We start from the raw sequence: 20,077 nt of genomic DNA on the forward strand, positions 1-20,077 counted from the left end.
CTGAACCTGGACGGTTCAGCTTGCCATGCGGCGTTGGCGCAGCAACCGAATGTCGTCGACCGTCGGTCGCGTGCCCGGTAGAGCGTGGGCGTACCGGTCACCCGTCGCCTCGGCCGCCGTGGCAGCCAGGGCAGTTGCCAGGTGCGCGGCTTCGGCCATCGGCAACTCGTCCTCGCCGATCAACAGGACGGGCGGCTCCAGCTCGCCGTCGACGAGCATCACCTGCCGCAGTTGGAGGCGCATCGAGCCGATGTACCTCTCGGCACCGCAGTGAATGACGAACTCATCCGGGGTGCCCTTGTCGACCTTCTCGTCGCGATCACACCAACTGGGGCAGGCGGCGACGAGTCGCTCGTCGGTGTCCCGACCGGCGGTACCGTCATACGTAACGTGATGCACAGGTCTCATGGCCCTTTCTTTGCAGGATCAAGGTCTTGTGTCGTCTGGACACCAGCGCGGGGCCGCGTCGGCGCCAGACCAGGCGACGTCGAGCCGACCGTGACGCGCTGAGAACCAGCCGAACGAACCGTTACCGCCTACTCCACGCGACCGAGCCGCGCGGGTCTACGCGTTCAGCGCAGGGATTGGTGCGATTCGCGCAGCCCTTCGGGCGGTAGCCCCGGCCCTGCCAGACGCCAGGGGCTCGCAACTCCCCTCCTCCGTCGTTCCCCGGTCGGGGTCGCGTGGGCTGCGGTCCACGACGAGGCGCCGCCCCTGCTCGCTCCCGTCCTCGGAGCCGAGGGCTTGACGACCGTGATCCACGTCCCTAGCCTCGTTCCCGCCAGCGAGACGGCATTCCGCACTACGGAACGGCGTCGCGGACGGTTCTGTCGTCACCGGGCGGGCTCGGCGACTCTCGAGCGCAAGAACTCGCCCGATCAACTTCAAGGGAGATGGCTCCATGGGACGTGTCGAGGGCAAGGTCGCATTCATCACAGGGGCGGCTCGAGGGCAGGGGCGGTCCCACGCGGTCCGTCTGGCGCAGGAGGGCGCGGACATCATCGCCGTCGACTTCTGCACCCAGATCGACACCGCCCCGTACGACTTGGCGACCCCTGAGGACCTGGCGCAGACGGTCAAGGAGATCGAGGCGCTCGATCGTCGGGTGGTCGCGGTCCAGGCCGACGTGCGGGACTACGGCGCGCTGCAGGCCGCGCTCGACCAGGGCGTCGCCGAGTTGGGCAAGGTCGACATCGTCGTCGCGAACGCGGGCATCCTCAGCCTCGCTCGGGCGCACGAGCTCACCGAGCAGGAGTGGCAGGACATGCTGGACGTCAACCTCACCGGCGTCTGGCACACCGTCAAGGCCGCCATCCCGCACATGCTCGAGGCGGACAACGGCGGATCGATCATCCTGACCAGCTCCACCGCGGGCACCAAGGGGCTCGGCAACGCCGTCCACTACGTCGCCGCCAAGCACGGAGTCGTCGGCATCGCGAAGACGCTGGCCGTCGAGCTGGGCCCGAACAACATCCGCGTGAACACGGTGCACCCGACTCAGGTGAACACGCCGCTGATCATGCACAAGCCGCTGTGGAAGGCCTTCCGGCCCGACCTCGAGGACCCGACCGTCGAGGACTTCATCCCGCCGTCGATCGGGATCAACCTCATCCCCGTGCCGTGGATCGAGTCGATCGACGTGAGCAACGCCGTGCTCTTCCTCGCCTCCGACGAGGCGCGGTACGTCACCGGCACCGAACTCCGCATCGACGCCGGCGCCCTCACCAAGTAGTCCGCCGAGGGGCGGACCGAGGCCAGGGATGGGTCGCGACCGACCACGCGTCTCGCGACCCATCCCTCATCACGGTCCACAGATCGCGCGGTTCCCCGACGTTCAAGGGAGACAGGAATGCAGGTGCGTCCGCTCGGTCGGACCGGTGTGGAGCTGACGGTGCTCGGCATGGGCACCTGGGCGATGGGGGCCGGCAAGCGCCGGACCTCCAACCTCGGTCCGGCGGATGACGAGGAGTCGGTCGCCACCATTCGCCGCGCTCTCGATCTGGGCATCAACTGGATCGACACGGCGGCCTACTACGGATTCGGGCACGCCGAGCGCATCGTCGCCCGAGCGCTGCGCGGCATGCGGGAGCGTCCGCTCGTCTTCACCAAGTGCGGGCTCGTGCCCAGCGAGGTCGGCGACTTCGAGAACCGCATCACCGCCGCCTCGATCCGCGAGGAGGTGGATGCCAGCCTGTCCCGGCTGGAGACCGACGTCCTCGACCTGCTGATGATCCACTGGCCCATCCCGGACGAGGACCTCGAGGAGGGCTGGAGCACGCTGGTCGACCTCAAGGCGGAGGGCAAGATCCGGTTCACCGGGGTCTCGAACTTCTCCGCCGCGCAGATGGCCCGGTGCGAGCTGATCGCACCCATCGACGCCATACAACCCGAGTACTCGCTCGTCGAGCGCACCGCGGAGAAGGAGGTGTTTCCCTATGCCGAGGCGATCGGCATCGGGGCCGTCACCTACTCGCCGCTCAAGCACGGCCTGCTGAGCGGGCGGATGACCCGCGAACGCGTCGACGCGCTTCCGCCGGCTGACTGGCGGCACGGGCACGCGGAGTACACCGAGCCGCAGCTCTCGGAGAACCTCCGCCTGGTCGATGCGCTCCGCGTGGTCGCCGACCGGCACGGCCGAACCGTCTCGGAGGTCGCCATCGCCTGGGTGCTCCGTCGTCCGTGCGTGTCCAGCGCCATCGTGGGCCCCCGGCGACCGGCTCAGTTCGACGACCTGGTGGGTGCTGCGGAGCTGCAGCTGCTCGACGACGACTTGGCGGCCGTCGAGGCCGATCTCGGCGCCTCATCGGGCCTGCCCCGATGAAGGCCTGGTTCATCACCGGGGCGTCCCGCGGGCTGGGCCGCGCTTTTGCCGAGGCGGCCCTCGACCGCGGCGACCTCGTGGCGGGGGTGGCACGCGACCTGGAGCCGCTGAAGGACCTCGTGGACCGCTACGACGGGGCGTTCCTCCCGGTGCAGCTCGACGTGACCGCGCGCGCCGACGTGCTGCGCGCCTTCGACCGGGTGCACGACGTCTTCGGGCGCCTCGACGTGGTCGTCAACAACGCCGGTCACGGGGTCCTCGGCGCCATCGAGGAGGCGGGCGAGGCGGAGACGCGCGCGCTCCTCGAGACAAACCTGCTGGGCCCGATGTGGGTGGTGCAGGCGGCCCTGCCGTATCTGCGGACCCAGGGCAGCGGGCACATCGTGCAGGTGTCGAGCATTGCCGGCGTCGCCGCCTTCCCCATGGTCGGGCTCTACTGCATGAGCAAGTGGGCCCTCGAGGGCATGAGCGAGAGCCTGGCCGAGGAGGTCCGGCCCTTCGGCATCGACGTGACGCTGCTCGAACCCGGTGCCATGCGCACGGACTGGGCGCACGCGTCGATGCGCCGCGTCGCGACGACGCTCGACGCGTACGCGGACGCCTGGGACGCCCGGCTGGAGGCGATGTCGACGGAGTTCGACCGGCAGCAGCCCGGCGACCCGGCCCGCGCTGCCGACCTGCTCCTCGAGATCGTCGACAACCCCAGCCCACCGCGGCGGGTGCTCATGGGCTCCGGAGCGTTCGACCTGGCCGCCCAGCGCTACCAGGCGACGCTGGCCGAGTGGGCGGCCAGGGAGGAGTCCTCTCGGGCGGTCGATTTCCCGCCGACCGCCTGACTCCACGCCTCGGGAGCGGTGTCGCCGCTGCCGGGCACGCAGGTCTCGATGCCCGGGGGCGGATGCCGCCCCCGGGCCAGGCGTGCTGTCGCATAGTGCCTGGTCAGAGGCCCTTCTTGCCGGCGAGATCTCCTTCGTACGGTTTCGCTCCGGTGTCTTGACGTGACCCGAACCACTCTGCAAGCATTCTGTTCACCGACACGGCGTTTCGTTCAGCTGAACGCACCGGGACTGAAGCCCTCGGGGGCCGGTCCCTCTCGTCGTCGATCGGAACGGCTCTGAGCCGAGGCAAGTCATCCCCAGCGGCACCCCTGCCGCGGATGTGAGTGAGGAGAAGACATGGTGCAGAAGCAGGCCGAGGTTTGCCGCAACTTCGAGCTGGACTGGCTCGCCTGCGCGCAGGGCGAGGAGGAGATGGGTCGGATCGACGCCGACTACATCGTCTTCCGCGCCAAGGGCGACATCGAGCAGCTCCGCAAGCTCGTCCCCGCGCCGCTGGAGGCCACCGATGAGGTGATCATCTACATGGGGTGGTTCAAGGAGACCCAGAAGGAGGGGCAGACCACCTGGGCGTGGCCGTTCCACGAGTGGGGCGTCGGTGTCGTGTCCCAGCTCCCGGGCCGGCCGGAGACCAAGGGCAACTTCCTCGTGCAGCTCTATGTCGACGACGACCTGGTGCTGGTCCACGGCCGCGAGGTCTGGGGCTACCCGAAGAAGATCGGCGAGATGGAGATCACGCCGAAGACCACCGACGGTGACTCCGACAGCTACGAGTACACGGTGTCGCGCCGCGGCACCAAGCTGATCTCCGCCAAGGCCGAGAACCTCCAGCCGGTCGACACCTCGGAGTTCCCCTTCTACGGCCGGACGCACGCCATCTGCTTCCGGCAGGTGCCGTCGCCGGACCGCGCCGCGATCGACAAGCAGCAGCTGGTGTTCGTCCAGCTCGACTTCGACTCGAGCGACGTCAAGAAGGGCACCGGCGAGATCAGCATCACCGACGGTCCGTTCGACCAGCTGCCGATCGGCCCGCTGACCGACATCGAGGCCTTCTTCGGCCGGTCGGCCTTCAACCACCGGGGCATCAACAACCTGGTGGTGGACGCGGAGGAGCTCGCCCGCCCGCTCGACCTGAGCAAGGCGGGCAAGACCTCCTGATCGCCGGTGCTCGCCGGCAGGGGCTGCGTCCGAAGCCCCTGCCGGCGAGCCGCCCCTCCGGTCAGCGCACCGGGTCGACACCTCCGTGGAAGGCAGAGCTGAGGACATGAAGTTGAGCGGAAAGGCGTGCATCGTCACCGGCGGGGCGTCGGGGATCGGTCGGGCTACGGCCGTCGCCTTCGCGCGTGAGGGTGCTCGGGTCACCGTGGCGGACTTCAACGCCGCCGGCGGGGAGGAGACCGTCGAGACCATCCGGGCGAACGGCGGCGAGGCGATCTTCGTCAAGAGCGACGTCTCGCAGGAGGCCGACTGCCGCCAGGTGGTCGAGGCGACGGTCGAGGCGTTCGGCCGGGTGGACGTCCTCTTCAACAATGCCGGCATCAACCCGATGGAGGGCAGCGTCGTCGACATGAGCGTGGAGGACTGGCGGCGCGTCCTCTCGGTCAACGTCGACAGCATCTTCTTCTGCTCGCGCTTCGCGATTCCGGAGATGCGCCGCACCGGCGGGGGCCGGATCATCAACACCGCCTCCCCGGCCTCCTTCAAGGGGTGGCCCGGGAACGCCGCATACATCACCTCCAAGGGCGCCGTCCTGTCGCTCACGCGCGCGATGGCGATGGACCTGGCGAAGGACAACATCCGGGTCAACGCCCTCGTGCCCGGCCTGATCATGACCGGCATCGGCCGGGACTTCCTCGCCGCGCAGGCCGACCCCGCCGCGGTGGCGGCGAGCAACCCGATGGGGCGTCCCGGTGAGCCGGAGGAGGTGGCCCCGCTCGTGGTCTACCTCGCGCAGGATGACTGCAGCTTCTCCACCGGGGCCCCCTTCTTCGCCGACGGCGGCGAGCTGTCCGGCGTCGCCTGACCTGCGGGCCCCGTGCGATCGCCCTCGGGCGATCGCACGGGGCCGGGTCACCCCTTCTCCTCGACCACCCGCGAGCGCCGCTGCGCTGCCCGCCGGCGGTCTCCTCCGCGCCGGATCCGGCGCGGTCACTCGGTCAGCCCTGGTCGCGTGCGCGGTCACGAGGAGGGCGGACGTCGAGTCCCCCCGTGGCCCAGAGAACGCGTGAGGCCGGTCGGCCTCTCGGTACCGGAAGGAACGACACACGATGACAAGCCCCACAGGAGACGGTCTCGCCGACCTCGTTGAGCCCGGCGCCGCGGTCGAACGCGTCGCGAAGGACTGCATCTTCACCGAAGGGCCGGTCTGGCTGCCCGACGGTTACCTCCTCTTCAGCGACATCCCGGCGAGCCGGCTGCTGCGCTGGCACCCCGAGGAGGGCCAGAGCGTGGTGCGCGAGCCCAACGCCAAGGGCAACGGCATGACGCTGGACAACGAGGGCCGGCTCGTCGTGTGCGAGCACGCCACCAGCACGGTCACCCGGGGGGCCCCGGGCGGCCCGCGGACGCCGATCGCCTCGCACTGGCAGGGCAAGGAGCTCAACAGCCCCAACGACGTCATCGTCGCGTCGGACGGGTCCGTGATCTTCACCGACCCGACGTACGGACGGCTGATGGAGTCGGTCGGCGTGGTCCGCGACGTCGAACAGGAGATCCAGGGCGTGTACCGGGTCCCCGCAGACGGTGGCGACCTCGAATTGCTGGTCGACGACATGGCGCAGCCGAACGGTCTCTGCCTCTCCCGCGACGAGTCCCTGCTCTACGTCGGGGACACGGCGCGGGCCCACATCCGCGTCTTCGACATGACCGGTGAGCGCCCGCTGGGTCCCGGACGCGTCTTCGCCGCCGGCATCACCGCGAGCGCTGCCGGCGACGACGGTTACGTCGACGGCATGAAGATCGACGAGCGCGGCAACGTGTACGTCACCGGCCCCGGCGGCGTCTGGGTCTACGCACCCGACGGGACGCGGCTGGGCACCATCGAGGTGCCGGAGCAGGTCGCCAACCTCAACTGGGGCGACGCCGACTGGCGGTCGCTCTACCTGACGGCCAACACGTCGGTGTACCGGATCAGGATGCAGGTCGCCGGACACCGCCTCGGATACATGCGATGACGACGGTGGATGCGGCGGTGCTCACCGGCCTGAACGCCGCGAATGCTCCGTGCGCGGACTCGTCGGACGACGTGCTGGGCCGCCTGACCGGGGCGCGCCTGGTCCCCGTGGCGACCGTCGAGGAGGTCGCCCACGCCGAGCCGCTGGCGCGGGCCCTGGTCGCGGGTGGTCTGCCCTGCGTCGAGGTGACGATGCGGACACCCGCGGCGGAGGGCGTCCTCGCGCGGATGGCCGAGGACCCGAACCTGCTCGTGGGCGCCGGGACCGTCGTCCGCCCGGAGCAGGTCGAGCGGGTGGTTCGCGCCGGGGCGCGGTTCGTCGTCACGCCGGGCTTCAGCTCCGCCGTCGTCGCCGCGTGTCGGGAGGTCGGTGTGCCGGTGATTCCTGGGGTCGCCACGGCCACCGAGGTGATCATGGGGCTCGACGCCGCGCTGGATGTGCTCAAGTTCTTCCCCGCCGAGGCCGCGGGGGGCGTGAAGGCGCTGGCCGCGCTGAGCGCTCCCTTCGCGGGCACCCGGTTCATCCCGACCGGGGGGATCTCCCTGGACAACACCGGCAGCTATCTCGAACACCCCGCCGTCATCGCCGTGGGAGGCAGCTGGATGGTGGCTCCCTCGCTGTTGTCAACCGGCGACTTCGCCGGCATCGAGCAACGGACGCGGGAAGCCGTTCTTCGTGTCGCTTCCCTCACTTCCGCCGACGAGTCACGAGGGGCCTGATGTCCGAGCTCTCGACCCGTCCGCGGGAGGAATGCCGGTACGACCTCGTCTCCCTCGGCGAGATCATGCTGCGACTCGACCCCGGGGACATGCGCATCCACACGGCGCGCTCCTTCCGCGCGTGGGAGGGCGGTGGCGAGTACAACGTGGCCCGCGGTCTGCGGCGCTGCTTCGGCCTGCGCACCGCCGTCGTGACGGCGCTCGCCGACAACGAGGTGGGGCGACTCATCGAGGACCTCATCTTCCAGGGCGACGTGGGGACCGAGCACGTCAGCTGGGTGCCCTACGACGGCTGCGGCCGCACGGTGCGCAACGGGCTGAACTTCACCGAGCGCGGGTTCGGTGTGCGCGGGGCCCTCGGCATGTCGGACCGGGGGCACACCGCGGCCAGCCAGATGCGCAGGGGCGACGTGGACTGGGACCACATCTTCGGTGACCTCGGTGCCCGTTGGTTCCACACCGGGGGCATCTACGCCGGGCTCTCCGAGACCACGCCCGACGTCATCGAAGAAGCGATGGCTGCCGCCAAGCGGTACGGGACGATCGTCTCCTACGACCTCAACTACCGGCCCAGTCTGTGGCAGAGCTACGGAGGCATGGCGCGGGCCCAGGAGGTGAACCGCCGGCTGGCGCCGCACGTCGACGTGATGCTGGGCCTGGGCAAGGAGGAGGACTTCACCGCGGCCCTCGGCTTGGAGGTGCCCCACACGGACATCTGCCCCAGCGCCCCCGAGGTGGAGAACTTCGCCAAGATGGTCGCCAAGGTCTCCGCCGAGTACCCGAACCTCAAGGTCGTGGCGACCACCCTGCGCACCGTCCGGACGGCTCTGGTGAACGACTGGAGCGCCCTGGCCTGGCTGGACGGCGACGTCTTCCAGTCGGTGCCCCGGCCCGGCCTGGACATCCTCGATCGCGTCGGTGGGGGTGACGGCTTCGCTGCAGGTCTGATCTACGGATTGCTGGAGAAGGCCGACATCCGGGCCGCAGTGGAGTACGGCGCGGCGCACGGTGCCCTGGCGATGACGACGCCGGGTGACACGTCGATGGCCACCCTGGCCGAGGTGGAGGCGCTGGTGAACGGGGTAGGCGCCCGTGTCCAGCGATGAGCCGTGACGGCGACCCGGGTCCAGCTTCGCCTCGCCGCGAACCCCGGGATGAACGGGTACCGTTTCCCACCTTCACGGAAAATCGGGATCACGGGGCAGGGGCATGACGCAGATCGACGCTCAGGGGCCACCGAGTGCGATCGACCGCGCACTGGATCTCCTGTCCATCGCCATCACTGCCCATCGCCCGCTGACGCTGGCCGAGTTGGCCGGCGAGGCCGGCATCCCGAAGCCGACGGCCCACCGGATCCTGCGGCTCCTGGTGGCCCGGGACCTGTTGCGCCAGGACGACGACCGGTCCTACTGCCTGGGGTCGAAGATGTTCGCGCTGTCGGGAGAGGCGCTGGCCCAGCTGGACTACGCGAGCGAGGCCAAGGAAGGGCTGCGCTGGCTCCAGACGATCACCCCGGACGCCATCCACTTCGCGGTGATGACGGGCGACGCACCGGTGTACGTGGCGAAGATCGAGGGCCGCCGGCCGTACCGCATGGCCTCGACCATCGGGACGTCACTGCCGGTGCACTGCACGTCGATCGGCAAGGCGATCCTCGCGTTCAAGTCACCGGATCAGGCCGAGCCCTACCTGCAGCCTGCGTCGCTGGTCCGGCGGACGCCGCACACGATCACCACGTCCCGGGCGCTCCGGCAGCAGCTCGAGGAGATCCGTGCCCGTGGCTTCGCCATCGACGACGAGGAGAACGAGGAGAACGTCCGCTGTGTCGGAGCTCCGGTGTTCGACGCGCGGGGCGAGGTCATCGGCGGCGTCAGCGTCTCCTCGGCAACCTTCGATCTCAGCCTCGACGAGGCGCTCCGCCTCGGGCCGTCGGTCCTGACGGCTGCGCATCGGATCTCGGCGACGCTGGGGGCGCCCCGGGAGGCTCTCTCGAGGCTCGCGGCGCTCGCGGCGTCGGGCACCACGTCGGAGCATGTGCGTTCCGACGGCCTGGCCCCGGCCGAGTAGGCGTGACGACCCGGCTCCGGTAGCCGCTCGACCTCTCGGCGGGCGTGCGCGCGTGCACGCCCGCCGGGTTCCGGGGTCCCCGTTGTCCGGGCACCACCTCTGAAGCAGGCGCGAGGGAAACGCCTGCAGTTCTGCGGCGACCGCGCTCAGACCCTCCCTGATCCAGCGTCCGGCGATCCCGGACCGCCACCAGGTGAGGGCGCTTCGGCCTGTTCGCCGAAGGCGCTGGAACGACTCGGACAAATCCTGGCCCTGTGTCCCTTGACACATCCCCCAGGCAGCGGCACGCTACGAACCGTTCCGATGAGCGGAAAGCCATTTCACTCACGAGTACGTAGGCGGGAGTTCGGTAGCCGGCCCTTCGCGGACCTCGGCACCAGGACGACCCGGTTCCCCGCACCACCCCCTGCAGTTCAGCGCACGCCAGCCCGGCGAGGGATGGCCTCCAGCTCGACCGCTGTGCGGCGAGCCCTCAACCCAGGAGAGATGGATGAAGCGAGCAACGAGAACCAAGGCGATCGGCGCGATCAGCGCCGGCCTGCTGTCCCTCGTCGTCGTCGGCTGCGGCCGCGGCGACAGCGCGCAGGCCGGCGGGGATGGTTCCGGCGACGGCAGCTGCACGGTCGCGTTCTCGCAGGAGTCGCTCGGCTTCGAGTGGATGGTCGAGAACTCCCGCGACATGAAGGCCGCGGTCGAGGACGCCGGCTGCGAGTTCATCCAGGCGGACGCCGAGGGTGACCCGGCCAAGCAGCTGCAGGACGTGCGGGACCTGCTGTCCCGCCAGCCCGACCTCCTGGTCGTGCGGCCGGTGACCTTCGAGCCGCTGGCCCCCGTGCCCGGCCTGGCTGAGGAGGCCGGTGTGCCGCTGATCGTGGTGGACCGCGCTCTTCCCGGGACGCCGGGCGAGGGGCAGTACAAGGCTTTCCTGACCATCGACTTCGTCGAGACCGGCCAGCTGGTGGCCGAGAGCGTCGTCAAGGGCCTCACCGAGAAGAACGGCTCGCCCACCGGCCGTATCGTCCACATCACCGGCACCTCGGGTGCGTCTCCCGTTCTGGACGAGCAGGAGGGCATCGACCAGGTGCTCGCGGACAACCCGGGCATCGAAGAGGTCGCCCAGTGCGACGGGAACTACTCCCGCGAGCCGGGACGGCAGTGCATGGAGGACCTGCTCCAGCGCTTCGGCGCCGGTGAGATCGACGGCGTCATCGCCGACAACGACGAGATGGCCCTCGGCGCGATCGCGGCGATCAGGGCCGCCGGCCGTGACGAGCTGCTCGGCTGGATCTGGGGCAAGGACGCCCAGCGCACGGGTCTCCAGGCGATCCTCGACGGCGAGATGCGGATGACCATCTCGACGCCTCCGCAGTTCGGCGAACTGACGATGCAGACCTGGCAGGACGTCCAGGACGGCTCGCTGGAGGAGACCACCCAGCTCCTGCCCAAGACCGTCTACGAGGCCGACTCCGACCAGGCGCGGCAGGCGATCCAGGAGCGGATCGACGAGCTGACCGAGCTCGGCATCGACTGCTGCTGATGCCCGCGGACATGTGAGAGGAGTGCTGAACACGTGACTGACGACGTCCTGGTCCGGATGACCGGAATCACCAAGAGCTACCCCGGTGTCGCCGCCCTGCGCGGGGTCGACTTCGACCTGCGCGCCGGTGAAGTCCACTGCCTCATCGGCGAGAACGGCGCCGGCAAGTCCACGCTCATTCGCATGCTCACCGGTGCCGAGCAGCCGGACCAGGGCGTCATCACGATCGGCGGCCGGGAACACGCCGGCCTCCGGCCGGCCCTGGCGCACCGGCTGGGGGTGTCGGCCATCTACCAGGAGACCGACCTCGTGCCGCAGCTGACCGTCGCCGAGAACGTCTTCCTGGGTCACGAGCCCCGGGGACGCTCGGGCGCCCTCGACCGGGCCGGCATGCGGAGGGAAGCCCGGCGGGTCCTCGACGAGCTGGGCGTGACCCTGCCCGTGGACGCGCCGGTCAGCGACCTGACCGCGGCGAACGCGCAGCTGGTGCAGATCGCGAAGGCGCTGTCCCGCAACTGCCGGGTCCTCATCATGGATGAGCCCGGCGCGGTCCTCAGCGACCACGAACTCGAGTCGCTCTTCGAGATCGTCCGGTCCCTGCGGGCCCGGGGGATGGGGATCGTCTACATCTCCCACCGGCTCGAGGAGCTCATGCTCATCGGCGACCGGGTCACGGTGATGCGCGACGGGCAGTGGGTGCAGACCCGCGCCGTCCAAGACACCTCGGTGCCGGACATCATCCGCGCGATGGTCGGCCGGGAGCTCTCCGATCAATACACCAAGACGGCGGTCGTGGGTGACGACGTCGTCCTGTCGGTGCGCGGGCTCACGCTGCGCGGCCACTTCGAGGAGGTCAGCTTCGACCTCCGGCGCGGTGAGGTGCTCGGGCTGGCCGGGCTGGTCGGCGCCGGCCGCAGTGAGCTGCTCAACTGCATCTTCGGCGTGGTGCCCGCGGACAGCGGAACGGTGACCTTGAACGGGCAGCCCCTGAAGGCCCGGACGCCGCAGCAAGCGATCGATGCGGGGATCGGCCTGGTCCCTGAGGACCGGCGGGGCGCCGGGCTGATCCTGTCCCGTTCGGTCCAGGAGAACCTCACCCTGCCCTCCCTGGGGCGTCTGTCCCGCGGCATCGTCGTCCGGACCAAGGAGCTGGCGACGGTGTGTCGCAGCTTCATCGAGGACCTGCGCATCAAGACGCCGTCCGCCGCCCAGCCCGTCCGCTTCCTCAGCGGCGGCAACCAGCAGAAGGTCGTGCTCGCGAAGTGGCTGGCCCGCGGCACGTCGGTTCTGCTGCTCGACGAGCCCACGGCCGGAGTCGACGTCGGCGCGAAGAGCGAGATCTACGCCCTGATGGACCGGCTGGCGTCCCGGGGGATCTCGATCCTCATGGCGTCCTCCGAACTGCCCGAGGTGCTCGGGATGAGCGATCGGGTCCTGGTCATGGCCGAGGGGCGGTTGACCTGCGAGTTGTCCAGAGAAGAAGCCACGCAAGAGGTGATCATGAGTCACGCAGTGCCCAGGTCGGCGGCGATCGCGTCATGACCGACAAGATGGTTGCCACCGTCGGAGCCGACGCCGGCGTCCGGCTGCAGACGACGGACCCAGGGCCGCAGCCCGGCCGCGGACCGGGGCGTTGGCTGTCCGGCCTGTCCGGGCGAGCGGTCGAGATCCTGTTCCTCGCGATGGTGTTCACCGGCTTCATCGCGAGCCCGAACTTCCTGACCTCGTTCAACCTCCAGGGGCTGCTGAGCCAGGCCGCGGTGCTGGGCATCCTGGCGATCGGGCAGTACGTCGTCATCGTCGCCGGCGGGTTCGACCTGTCGGTGGGTGCCGTCGCGGCGACGAGCTCCATGGTCGTCGCCTCCACCCTCGGCGACATGGGTCTGCTCGGGATCCTGCTGGCGATCGCGAGCGGGGCGCTGCTGGGGCTGCTGAGCGGGTTCTCGGTCACCTGGGGGCGCATCCCGGCGATCGTCGCGACGCTCGGCGTCACGGGGATCGCTCAGGGCGTGGCCTTCACGATCTCCAACCGCGGGATCGTGATCACCGATCCGACCTTCATGAAGATCAACAGCACGTCCTTCGGCTTCGTCCCCCTGCTGTTCGTGATCTGGGCGGTGCTCGCTGCGGTGGTGTACGCGGTCCTGCGCCTCACGCGGACGGGGCTGTACTTCTTCGCCATCGGCGGCAACGCCGACAGCGCTCGGCTGGCCGGCGTGCCCGTCGCCCGGGTCCAGGTGACCGCCTTCGCCCTGTCAGGCATGCTGGCCGGGGTCGCGGGTGTCCTCTTCGCCGCGCGCGCCAGCAGCGGTCTGCCCGGCCTCGGTGTCGGCTGGGAGCTCGACACCATCGCCGCCGTCGTCATCGGCGGGGTGAGCCTCTACGGAGGCTCGGGCAACCTGATCAAGGCGATGATCGGCGTCCTCACCTACCTCATGATCACGAACGTCATGAACCTCGCAGACGTCGACTCGTACCTGCAGAGCGTCCTCAAGGGCCTTCTCATCCTGGCGGCTGTCGCCGTCCCGGCCGTCCTGCGGCGGCGCAACCACCTGCTGGGGAGGACCTCGTGACCGTGTCTCAGAACCTCACGCAGCCGGCCGCCGACAGCCCGTCGCAGCCGGCCGGGGGCCAGGCGAACCGTCGACGGCTGCCCGGCGGCGCGATGGTGTGGGTGCTCGTCCTGCTCATCATCGCGGCCATCGTCCTCAGCAAGGGCGTGTTCGTCCGGCCGAGCAACCTGACGACGGTGCTCTACCAGACCGCCGTCGTGGGCGTCCTGGCGATGGCGCAGGCCTATGCGGTGATCAGCAAGGGGCTCGACCTCTCCATCGGGGCGACCGCGATCCTCGCCGCGCTGATCATCGGCGACAGCAGCTCGGCCGAACCACAGTTCATGCCACACCTGCCGCTGCCGCTGGCGATCGTCCTCGGTCTGCTGGTCGGCCTGCTGGTCGGCGTGGTGAACGGGCTGCTGGCCGGGCGCACCACCGTGCCGCCGTTCATCATCACGCTCTCGACCTACCTGGTGGTCGTCGGCATCACCTTCATGCTCACGAAGGGCGCGCCGGTGACCCAGCCGGCCCAGCTGCTGAAGGACCTCGGGGAAGCGCGGGTCTGGATCCTCCCGGTGCCCGTCCTGCTGTGGGCCGTGCTGATCGTGATCGGCCACCTGGTGCTCAGCCGCACCAAGCAGGGCGCCATGCTGTACGCCGTGGGCGGCAACGAGACCGCCGCGCGGCTGTCGGGGGTCCCGGTGCCGCGGATCAAGATCTTCATCTACGCGGCGGCGGGTGTCTTCGCCGCGGCGGCCGGCCTGCTCTTCCTCGCCCGCACCGGCAGCGTCAGCCCGTCTGCCGGCAGCGAGTTCATGCTGATGTCCATCGCCGCGGTGGTGGTCGGGGGGATCCCGCTCAGTGGTGGGCAGGGCAAGATCCGGGACGTCGTCCTGGGTGTGCTGATCCTCGGCATCGCCGGCAACTTGATGAACCTGATGCTGATCTCGCCCTACCTGCAGATGGCGGTGCAGGGAGCGATCATCCTGGTCGCCGTCGGCGCCAATCAGCGCCTCGCCCAGGGGCGCGGCAACTAGCCGCCCTCCGCGCAGCGCGTTCCTGCTCGGGGGCCGTCACCCGGGCAGGGACGCTGCTGCCTCCCGCTTCCCGCCCGCCGTACGACGGCTGGGCTCCCCGTCCCGATGTCGGGACATCCCCGACGTACTAACAGGAGGTCGACCGTGCGACTGACAGGCAGGACGACGATCGTCACGGGTGCTGCGCAGGGGATCGGCGCGCACATCGCCGAAGGCCTGGCCCGCGAGGGGGCACGGGTCGCCGTGGCCGACATCCGGCCGACGGAAGCCGTTGTCGAGTCGATCCGCGCTCAGGGCGGCACCGCCGTCGGGATCCACCTCGACGTCACGTCGGAGGCCGGCGTCACCGACGCCTTCACCCGGGTGGACGAGCTCTGGGGTCCGGTCGACGTACTGGTGAACAACGCCGCGCTGGGCACCCCGGTGGCGCTGGTGCGGGACATGGAGCTGGAGGCCTGGGAGCGCACCCTGTCGGTGAACCTCACCGGCGCGATGCTGTGCACCCGCGCCGCTCTGCGGCAGATGACCGGCCGCCCGGGCGGCACCGTGATCAACATCGCCTCGAACGTGGCCAAGCGCGGCCTGCCCCATCGCTCGGCCTACGTCGCGAGCAAGTGGGCCTTGCTGGGGCTGACGCAGACCCTTGCGCTCGAGGTCGCGGGAGACGGAATCCGGGTGAACGCCGTCTGCCCCGGCCCGGTCGAGACGCCGCACCTCGACGAGGTGATGCGCGGCCACGCCGAGATCGAGGGGACGACGGCGGCCGACATCGCCGAGCAGTGGCGGACGTCCGCGCCGATGGGGCGCTTCATCGACGCGCGCGAAGTGGTCGACGTCTGCCTGTTCCTCGCCTCCGATGCGTCCTCGGCCATCACGGGCGAAGCCATCAACGTCAGCGGCGGCCTCGTCATGAGCTAGCCGCGCCGCCCGCCGCACACCCTCGAGAACCGCAACCCCACGTGAGGAGCACGACGTGAGCCTGGAAGGCAAGACCATCGCACTGCTGATCGAGGACGAGTACCAGATCCTCGAGGGCTGGTACCCGCTGCTGCGGCTGCAGGCCGCCGGGGCGACCGTGCGCGTGATCGGGAGCGGGACCAAGCAGTCGTACGCCAGCAAGGAGGGATATCCGATGGCGGCCGATCTCGCGGCGGCGGAGGTCCGTGCGGAGGACTTCGACGCCGTCGTCATCCCGGGCGGGTTCGCGCCGGACAACATGCGGTTGCACCCCGAGATGGTCGAGCTGGTCCGGAGCGTGCACGACGCCGGTCGGCTGACCGCGGCCATCTGCCACGGCGGATGGATGCTCGTCTCCGCGGGTGCGCTGAAGGGCCGCCGGGCGACCGGGTACCTGCCGATCCACGACGACGTGGTGAACGCCGGTGGCACGTGGGTCGACGAGGCGGTCGTCGAGGACGGCAACGTCATCACGTCGCGCACGCCCGCCGACCTGCCGCAGTTCGTCGAGACGATCATCGCTCACCTGACGAGCGGCGACGACGCGCCGGCCGCCGGCTGAGGAGGGAGTGACATGAAGATCGTGAGTGTGGAGGCGATCCCGCTGGGCAGCCCCCTGGACCAGCCGTTGCGCTGGGGCGCCATGGTCGTCGGGGTCAAGGGCGGCATCGTCGTCCGCGTCGAGACCGACGACGGGCACGTCGGGTTGGGGGAGGCAGGCTTCTCCGCCGAGTACTTCCCGACCGTGGGGCCGATCGTCAACGACCAGCTGGCCCCGATGCTGGTGGGTCAGGATCCCCGGGACATCGCCGCCCTGTGGCAGCAGATGCTCGACGCCACGCACATGTGGGGCCGGCGGGGGATCGAGACCTACGCGCTGAGCGGCGTGGACATCGCGCTGTGGGACCTGCTCGGCAAGATCAGCGGGCAGCCGGTGTACCGGCTCCTCGGGGCGGCGAAGTCGACGGTGCGCGCCTACTTCGCGCCCTCGCTCAAGCCGACGCCGGAGATCGTCGAGGAGTGCCTGCGGGCGGTCGCGGACGGTTTCACGGCGATGAAGCTGCGGGCCACCCCGCAGCTGCGCGAGACGGTCGACCTGGTCGCCAGCGTGCGGGAGGCCGTGGGACACGACGCCGAGATCATGGTTGACGGCAACATGTCGTTCGACCGGCGGACCGCCCTCGCGCTGGCCCGCGAGCTCGAGCAGCTGGGGGTCGCCTTCCTGGAAGAGCCCATCCTCTCCCGCAGCCTGACGCAGTACGTCGACGACTACTCCTGGCTGGCCGATCGGGTCTCCCTGCGGTTGGCCGGCGGGGAATCGCTGCTGACCCGGTTCGAGTACATCGACCTGCTGTCCCGTCGGACGTTCGACGTCCTCCAGCCCGACTGCACCAGCGTCGGCGGCATCTCCGAGGCCAAGCGGATCGCGGACATGGCCAGCGCCTGGAACATCGAGTGCGTCCCCCACATCGCCTGTTCCTCGGGCACTGGGATCTCGCTCGCGGCCGGCCTGCACCTGATCCTGGCTTGCACGAACGCCCCGCTGATCGAGTTCGACGCCTACGGCGGCCCCGGCTGGGACGGGATGCTCGTCGAGCCGCTCACGGTGAAGGACGGGCACGTGAGCGCCGACGAGCGTCCGGGCCTGGGCGTGGAGCTCGCCGACGACGCGTTCGAGCGGTTCTCCCTGCTCCGGCGGTGAGCCGGGAGCGAGGTGTCAGCGATCGGCACCGGTCGCGAGCGCGGAGCGAGTTCGTGCTGTCGCGCAGCGGCACCTGGGGGTGGGGAGGAAGGCCCTGGGCTGGTGACAGCGTGGTTCGAGACGGTGGCCGAGGCGCAGCGGGCACAGCGCCGACTGCCGAAGGGCGTGTACGGGGCCACGGTGGCCGGCTCGAGAAGGGGCTGACGGCCGCCGACAACCTGGCGGCGTTCGACGAGCTGGTGTTCGTGCCGCACACGGCGGGGCTGAGCAACGAGCGGCGGTTGGCGGCCACGGTGATGGGCCAGGACGTGTCGATGCCGGTCCTGGGCCTCACCACGTCCGGCACGCGGCCTCCGCGCGGTGCCACGATGGTGGCCAAGCGACGGCGTTCAGGGTCGTTCGCGGGAGCCCGTAGACGACCGAGTAGCCCTCTGACCTGCGCGAATGAACTCTGAGGGACTTGAGCAAACCCCGCCCAGCCGCCCTGGCAGTGTGGGGGAGGGGTTCGAGTCCCCCCAGCTCCACCCCGATGACCAGGCCGTTCTCCCTCGGGGAGAGCGGCCTGCGTCGTTCTCCGGTTGCAGCTGTGGTTGCACGCCGGAGGGTGGTCGGGCGCGCCCGGACCAACCTCTCAGGCCGAGTGCCCCAGGTACGTCGACTCGAGAACGACATCCCGCAACAGAGACTGGTACTCGACGTGGGCACGATGCTCGGTGGTGCGCCACAGCGTGTCCTCGTGGTCCCTCATGTAGCTGTGGAAGGCCGGGACGCCGGGGAACCTGATGTTGTCCGCCACCACCACGGAGCCGGGGTGCAACCAGCCCTCATCGAGGATCCGTTGGAGGTCGGGCAGGTAGGCGTCTTTCGCATGGTCCAGGAAGACGAGGTCGAGCGAGCCCGCCCTGAAGCCGTGCTCGTCGCGCAGCCGGCGCAGCGTCTCACCGCCGTCGCCCAACGTCCCGACGACGACGGTCACCCGGTGGGCGACTCCTGCGTGGGCCAGGACCCGTCGCGCGATCTCGGCATTCGCCGGGTTGAACTCGATCGAGTACACGTGCGCGTCGGCCGGCATCGCGCGGGCCATCCGTAGGGCGCTGTAGCCACAGTAGGTGCCCAGCTCGAGGAGGCGACGGGGCTGGAGACGATGGACGGCGTCGTCCAAGATCGCCCCCTTCTCGTCTCCCACGTTGATGAGGAAGCTGTAGTGGCGGCAGAAGCCGTCGACGACCCGGATGACGTCGTCCACGTCGCCGGGCCGGGCGTGGGTCTCGACGTGGTCGGCCAGAGCCGCTTCCCGACCATCTCCGACCTGCCACTCGGTGGCCAGGTGCTTGCTCCGCATGACCATCCGCAGGAACGACCAACGGAGAAACGGCACGGGCTTGCCGGAGAGCTCGTTCGCGGTGATCGCCGTCCCCAGTCCGGCCGCAGACCACAGAACCCACCGTGGAACGGGCCGCACCGGCGACCCGAGCATGCATGCCGCACCCGCGACCAGAGCGCAACCGGCGAAGGTCCCCGACCGTTTCCGTACCTGCTTGACGGCAGCTCCCATGACGCCTCCCCGGCACATCGCGAGCAACTCTCCGCCGGGCACAGAAGCGCTGTCCATGGGAGCCGACCGGCAGCCTTCCCGACCATGGGTGGCTGGAGGCGCGGTCACGGTGGTCGGGGCTCCAGCCGGCAGCGTCTCGCCGGGGCACGGACAGAGGGCGGCTACTCGCCTCGCTTGTACCGCTACACTACGTAGTCATCGAGTGCTCATCCAGTGGCCCGCCCCCGCTCCCAGGGGAGGCCTGTGCACCTCAGCCCGACCACACGCGCGGAACGGCGGCCATCGGCGTTCCGGCGGCCGGCACGTCGTCGGCCGCCCTCGCCGACCCGGCCGCCCCCGATCGGCCGCTCCGCGTCATGTCCTACAACATCCACCACGGCGAGGGCGCCGATGGTCGTCTGGATCTCGGCCGCATCGCGGCCGAGATCCGTGACTCCGGCGCCGACATCGTGGGACTGCAAGAGGTCGACCGGCACTGGAGTGAGCGCAGCGACCTCGCCGACCAGGCCGCGGAACTGGCGCGGGAGCTGAACATGCACGTGGTGTACGGCCCGAACCTGGACCTCGACCCGCTCGACCCCGGTGAGCCGCGGCGTCAGTACGGCAACGCCATCCTGTCCGACGCGCGCATCCGCGAGTGGCGCAACACCCTGCTGCCTCGCACCGGGGACTTCGAGCAGCGAGGCCTGCTCGAGGCGCTGGTCACCGTGCGCCGAGTCCCTGTGCGGGTGTTCACCACGCACCTGCAGCACAACAGCCAGCCCGAGCGGATGGCCCAGATCGCCGCCATCCGGGAGGTGATCGGCACCTGCCACGAGTTCGTCGTCCTCACCGGTGATCTCAACGCCCGCCCGGGCACCCCGGAGATCGACGCCATCACCGAGGACCTCATCGACGCGTGGACCGAGGCCGGCGTGGGAACCGGCTACACGTACCCGGCCGGGAATCCCCACGCCCGCTTCGACTACGTCCTGCACGGCATCGACGTCATGACGTGCACTGCCGCTGTGCTCAGCACCGACGGCTCCGACCACCTGCCAGTCGCCGCCGATCTGGCTCTGCCCGGCGACCGGACGGGCGCCGGCACCTCGGTTCGCCCTTCCGACGGCTGATTCGAC

The 20,077-nt window shown here is 70.0% G+C and carries 19 protein-coding genes; 17 read left to right on the plus strand and 2 right to left on the minus strand.

What is annotated here, in order from left to right; all coding sequences use genetic code 11:
- Nucleotides 1–15 precede the first annotated feature (15 nt).
- Complete coding sequence (locus MY520_RS07355) at nt 16–408, minus strand: hypothetical protein (protein WP_436691429.1); 393 nt, start codon at nt 406–408, stop codon at nt 16–18.
- A 493-nt stretch (nt 409–901) separates the two neighbouring features.
- Between MY520_RS07355 and MY520_RS07360 the strand changes: the two genes are divergently transcribed.
- The 16 genes from MY520_RS07360 to MY520_RS07435 all read left to right on the plus strand — a co-directional run bounded on the left by MY520_RS07360 (nt 902) and on the right by MY520_RS07435 (nt 17,404).
- Nucleotides 902–1,732 carry a mycofactocin-coupled SDR family oxidoreductase gene (locus MY520_RS07360; protein WP_436691430.1) on the plus strand — a complete coding sequence of 277 codons (831 nt, stop codon included), beginning with the start codon at nt 902–904 and terminating at the stop codon, nt 1,730–1,732.
- Between the two features lie 117 nt (nt 1,733–1,849).
- Nucleotides 1,850–2,821 carry an aldo/keto reductase gene (locus tag MY520_RS07365; RefSeq protein ID WP_436691431.1) on the plus strand — a complete coding sequence of 324 codons (972 nt, stop codon included), beginning with the start codon at nt 1,850–1,852 and terminating at the stop codon, nt 2,819–2,821.
- A complete protein-coding gene (locus tag MY520_RS07370; protein WP_436691432.1) occupies nt 2,818–3,657 on the plus strand; it encodes an SDR family NAD(P)-dependent oxidoreductase in 840 nt (279 codons plus the stop codon). The genes MY520_RS07365 and MY520_RS07370 overlap by 4 nt, the downstream gene beginning before the upstream one ends.
- Before the next feature lie 339 nt (nt 3,658–3,996).
- Nucleotides 3,997–4,815 (plus strand): acetoacetate decarboxylase family protein, encoded by an 819-nt coding sequence (locus tag MY520_RS07375; protein WP_436691433.1) that lies wholly within the window; start codon nt 3,997–3,999, stop codon nt 4,813–4,815.
- Between the two features lie 106 nt (nt 4,816–4,921).
- Nucleotides 4,922–5,680, plus strand: coding sequence for an SDR family NAD(P)-dependent oxidoreductase (locus tag MY520_RS07380; protein WP_436691434.1), 759 nt, complete (start codon nt 4,922–4,924; stop codon nt 5,678–5,680).
- 244 nt (nt 5,681–5,924) lie between these two features.
- A complete protein-coding gene (locus MY520_RS07385) occupies nt 5,925–6,830 on the plus strand; it encodes an SMP-30/gluconolactonase/LRE family protein (RefSeq protein ID WP_436691435.1) in 906 nt (301 codons plus the stop codon).
- Nucleotides 6,827–7,549 (plus strand): bifunctional 4-hydroxy-2-oxoglutarate aldolase/2-dehydro-3-deoxy-phosphogluconate aldolase, encoded by a 723-nt coding sequence (eda, locus tag MY520_RS07390; RefSeq protein WP_436691436.1) that lies wholly within the window; start codon nt 6,827–6,829, stop codon nt 7,547–7,549. Before MY520_RS07385 ends, eda begins: the two co-directional genes overlap by 4 nt.
- Entirely contained in the window at nt 7,549–8,655 is a 1,107-nt protein-coding gene (locus tag MY520_RS07395; protein WP_436691437.1) for a PfkB family carbohydrate kinase, read from the plus strand. Before eda ends, MY520_RS07395 begins: the two co-directional genes overlap by 1 nt.
- A 103-nt stretch (nt 8,656–8,758) precedes the next feature.
- Nucleotides 8,759–9,616, plus strand: coding sequence for an IclR family transcriptional regulator (locus MY520_RS07400; protein WP_436691438.1), 858 nt, complete (start codon nt 8,759–8,761; stop codon nt 9,614–9,616).
- A 490-nt stretch (nt 9,617–10,106) separates the two neighbouring features.
- The gene (locus MY520_RS07405; protein ID WP_436691439.1) at nt 10,107–11,153 is read left to right on the plus strand and encodes a substrate-binding domain-containing protein; all 1,047 of its coding nucleotides are present in this window, start codon (nt 10,107–10,109) and stop codon (nt 11,151–11,153) included.
- Nucleotides 11,154–11,186: 33 nt separating this feature from the next.
- A complete protein-coding gene (locus MY520_RS07410) occupies nt 11,187–12,695 on the plus strand; it encodes a sugar ABC transporter ATP-binding protein (RefSeq protein ID WP_436691440.1) in 1,509 nt (502 codons plus the stop codon).
- On the plus strand, nt 12,692–13,726 hold the full coding sequence (locus MY520_RS07415; RefSeq protein WP_436691441.1) for an ABC transporter permease: 1,035 nt from the start codon (nt 12,692–12,694) through the stop codon (nt 13,724–13,726). Before MY520_RS07410 ends, MY520_RS07415 begins: the two co-directional genes overlap by 4 nt.
- The gene (locus MY520_RS07420; protein WP_436691442.1) at nt 13,723–14,745 is read left to right on the plus strand and encodes an ABC transporter permease; all 1,023 of its coding nucleotides are present in this window, start codon (nt 13,723–13,725) and stop codon (nt 14,743–14,745) included. The genes MY520_RS07415 and MY520_RS07420 overlap by 4 nt, the downstream gene beginning before the upstream one ends.
- Nucleotides 14,746–14,889: 144 nt before the next feature.
- Nucleotides 14,890–15,663: an SDR family NAD(P)-dependent oxidoreductase gene (locus tag MY520_RS07425; RefSeq protein ID WP_436691443.1), complete on the plus strand. Its 774-nt coding sequence runs from the start codon at nt 14,890–14,892 to the stop codon at nt 15,661–15,663.
- 55 nt (nt 15,664–15,718) lie between these two features.
- Entirely contained in the window at nt 15,719–16,264 is a 546-nt protein-coding gene (locus MY520_RS07430) for a type 1 glutamine amidotransferase domain-containing protein (RefSeq protein WP_436691444.1), read from the plus strand.
- A 12-nt stretch (nt 16,265–16,276) separates the two neighbouring features.
- On the plus strand, nt 16,277–17,404 hold the full coding sequence (locus MY520_RS07435; protein ID WP_436691445.1) for a mandelate racemase/muconate lactonizing enzyme family protein: 1,128 nt from the start codon (nt 16,277–16,279) through the stop codon (nt 17,402–17,404).
- Between the two features lie 631 nt (nt 17,405–18,035).
- On the opposite strand, the gene MY520_RS07440 is transcribed toward MY520_RS07435, so the two are convergent.
- Entirely contained in the window at nt 18,036–18,959 is a 924-nt protein-coding gene (locus MY520_RS07440) for an O-methyltransferase (protein ID WP_436691446.1), read from the minus strand.
- A gap of 356 nt (nt 18,960–19,315) precedes the next feature.
- Here MY520_RS07440 and MY520_RS07445 point away from each other — a divergent pair, with 356 nt between their 5' ends.
- Nucleotides 19,316–20,071 carry an endonuclease/exonuclease/phosphatase family protein gene (locus tag MY520_RS07445; protein WP_436691447.1) on the plus strand — a complete coding sequence of 252 codons (756 nt, stop codon included), beginning with the start codon at nt 19,316–19,318 and terminating at the stop codon, nt 20,069–20,071.
- The last annotated feature ends 6 nt before the right edge of the window (nt 20,072–20,077 follow it).

Source organism: Geodermatophilus sp. CPCC 205506 (assembly GCF_051383635.1).
In the GTDB taxonomy this organism is placed as follows: Bacteria; Actinomycetota; Actinomycetes; order Mycobacteriales; family Geodermatophilaceae; genus Geodermatophilus.